2 protein-coding genes are annotated in these 2,993 nt (G+C 67.4%); both read right to left on the bottom strand.

All coding sequences use genetic code 11. The features are described 5' to 3' along the window. The coding region (locus AC1DYI_RS31135) for a glutaminase (RefSeq protein WP_477207983.1) at positions 1-740 on the bottom strand (740 nt) is incomplete at its 3' end. A 181-nt stretch (positions 741-921) separates the two neighbouring features. Continuing rightward, positions 922-2,993: prolyl oligopeptidase family serine peptidase (locus AC1DYI_RS31130; protein WP_477207982.1), on the bottom strand; the 2,072-nt coding region annotated here is incomplete at its 5' end.

The following is a 2,993-nucleotide window of genomic DNA, read 5'->3' as shown; positions in this document are numbered from 1 at the left end:
TCGTAGGTGCCGCAGGTCAGCATCAGCGCCGACAGGCGCTTGGCCGAGCTGGCGTCGACGATGGTCTCGCCGTTCCACGGGTTGACGCCGCCGTTGGCCAGGAAGGCCACGGCGCGGGCCAGGTCCACGCTGTCCATGCCGATTGCGCAGTGGCGGCAATAGGCGTCGATCACATCGTCGACCGGGTTCACCAGGTTGCCGAAGCTGCGCATGAAGTTGGCCATCGCCCGGTTGCGAAAGCCGGTGGCCAGCTCGCTGCGCGCCACGCGGTCGTCGTACTGCAGCGTCGCATTGCCCGACAGCCGCCGCACGAACTCGACCAGCGCGGTCTCCGGGTTGACGAAGCGGGTGCACAGCACGTCGGTGACGACCAGCGCACCGGCGTTGATGAACGGATTGCGCGGCTTGCCCTGCTCGGATTCGAGCTGCACCAATGAGTTGAAGGCCGAGCCCGACGGTTCGCGCCCGACGCGTGCCCACAGCGCGTCGCCTTCGCATTGGTAGGCCAGCGTCAACGCGAACAGCTTCGACACCGACTGGATCGAGAACGGGATGCGCGCGTCGCCGCAGCTGAAGACCTCGCCGTCCAACGTGACGACGGCCATGCCGAAGTGGTCTCCCTGGACCTTGGCCAGTTCGGGGATGTAGTTGGCCACCTGGCCACGGCCCAGCAGCGGCTGGACCTCGGCGTGGATCTGATCAAGGACGGCTTGGTAGTCGACGGGTGGGGCGCTGCTCACAGGGCGGTAGGAAAGAGTAGACGGATGAAGCGGCCAACGCCGCGCCGCCGGATTGTTGCCCAACATGGGCACGCCAGCAGCTTGAACCTGCGCCTACGAAACTGCGTCTTCCCTCTCAGGCTCGTGCGCCGAGCCCAAGAAAAAAGGCCCCTTGACGGGGCCTTGGTTTGTTCGCGTCTGATCAGCGTCCCAGCTGCTGCCACAGGTACGCAAACTCCAGCGCCTGGCGGTCGGCGCGCTGGGCGTTGTCGGCGGCGGCACTGTGGCCGCCTTCGATGTACTCGTGGTACAGCACCGGGTGGCCTTGCTCGATCATGCGGGCGGCCATCTTGCGGGCGTGGCCCGGGTGCACCCGGTCGTCACGCGTGCTGGTGATGATCAGAGGCTTCGGGTACTTCACGCCGGCCTTCACGTTCTGGTAGGGGCTGTACTTCGAGATCCAGGCCCACTCTTCGGCCACGTCAGGGTTGCCGTACTCGCCCATCCAGCTCGCGCCGGCCAGCAGTTGGTTGAAGCGGCGCATGTCCAGCAGCGGCACCTGGCAGACGACTGCGTTGAACAGGTCGGGCCGTTGCACCATCACCGCGCCGACCAGCAGGCCGCCGTTGCTGCCGCCTTCGATGCCGAGGTGGCGCGCGTCGGTGATCTTGGTGGCGATCAGGTCTTCGGCCACGGCGATGAAGTCGTCGTAGCTCTTCTGCTTGTTCTGCTTGATCGCGGCCTGGTGCCAGCCCGGGCCGAACTCACCGCCGCCACGGATGTTGGCCAGCACGAAGACGCCGCCCTTGTTGTACCAAGCGTTGCCGATGGCGCCCGAGTACGACGGGTTCATCGAGACCTCGAAGCCACCGTAGCCGTACAGCAGCGTCGGGTTGCTGCCGTCGGCCGATGCGCCCTTGGGCCAGACGACGAAGTAGGGCACCTTGGTGCCGTCTTTCGAGGTGACGAAGCGCTGTTCGACCTTCATGCCGGCGGCGTCGAAGAAGGTCGGGCGGGCCTTGAGCTTTTCCAGCCCGTCGCTGGCGGTGCTGCCGAGCGACAGCGTGTCGGGCGTCAGGAAGTCGGTGTAGCTGGCGAAGAAGTTCTCGCCCAGCGGGTCGTTCTTGACCTGCGGGTCGTGCAGGCCAGTGACATGCAGCGTGCCGGGGTAGGGCGCGACGATGTCTTTCTTGACCCAACCGCCCTTGGCGTCGCGGTGCCAGGCTTCGGCGCGGCCGGAGACGTTGTCCAGCACGTTCAGCAGCACCTGGCTGCGGGTGGTCGAGTAGCCGGCCAGCGAACGTGTGGCCGTGGGCGTGAACAGGGCGGTGAACTTGCGCTCGCCGCGCAGGTAACCGGCGGCGTCGGCCACCAGCAGCGAGCCGCGCGGCCAGGTGCTGCCGCCGACCGTCCAGTCGCTGCGCAGCTCGACCATCACCAGGTCGCGCCAGAAGCCGAATTGGGCGTCGGCGGGCTTGTCGATCGTGACCGCCTTGTCGCCTTGCCACAGCGCCATCTCGGTGCTGAAGAAGTCGGGTGAGCGGCCGAAGACCACGCGCTCGAAGCCGGGGGTGTGGTCGACGCTGGCAAAGGCCGACACGTCGGTCGCCTGGCCTTCGTAGACGGTGACGGCGGCTGACAGCGGGGTGCCGCGCTTCCAGCGCTTGATCACGCGCGGGTAGCCCGAATCGGTCAGCGAGCCAGCGCCGAAGTCGGTGCCGACGAAGGCGGTGTTTTCGTCCAGCCAGTCGAGCGAGCTCTTGGCTTCGGGCAGTGCGAAGCCGCCCTCGACGAATTTGCGGGTGGCGAGGTCGAACTCGCGCACGACGCTGGCGTCGGCGCCRCCGCGCGACAGCGAGATCAGGCAGCGGGTGGATGCGCCGCCCAGGCAGTTGGAGCCGGCCCAGACCCAGTTCTCGTTCTCGCTCTTGGCCAGCGCGTCGAGGTCGAGCACCACGTCCCACGCCGGTTGGGGCTTGCGGTACTCGGCCAGCGTGGCGCGGCGCCACAGGCCGCGCGGGTGCTGCTCGTCACGCCAGAAGTTGTAGAGCCAACCGCCTTGGTGCGAGGCGACCGGGATGCTCTCCTTCGAATCCAGGATTTCCTTGAAGCGCTTGCGGTTGGCCTGGAAATCAGGGTGCGCTTCGAGCAGCGGGCGCGAGACGGCGTTGCGCTCGCGCACCCACGTCAGCGCCTTGTCGCCGGTCACGTCTTCCAGCCACAAGTAAGGGTCGGCAGCGGCGGTGGCAGTGGCGGGCGTGGCGGGGCTGGGAG

Source organism: Ideonella sp. P3_A4, assembly GCF_056403075.1.
The sequence above is the reverse complement of the archived record's forward strand: the minus strand, read 5'-3'. Positions and strand labels throughout refer to the sequence as shown.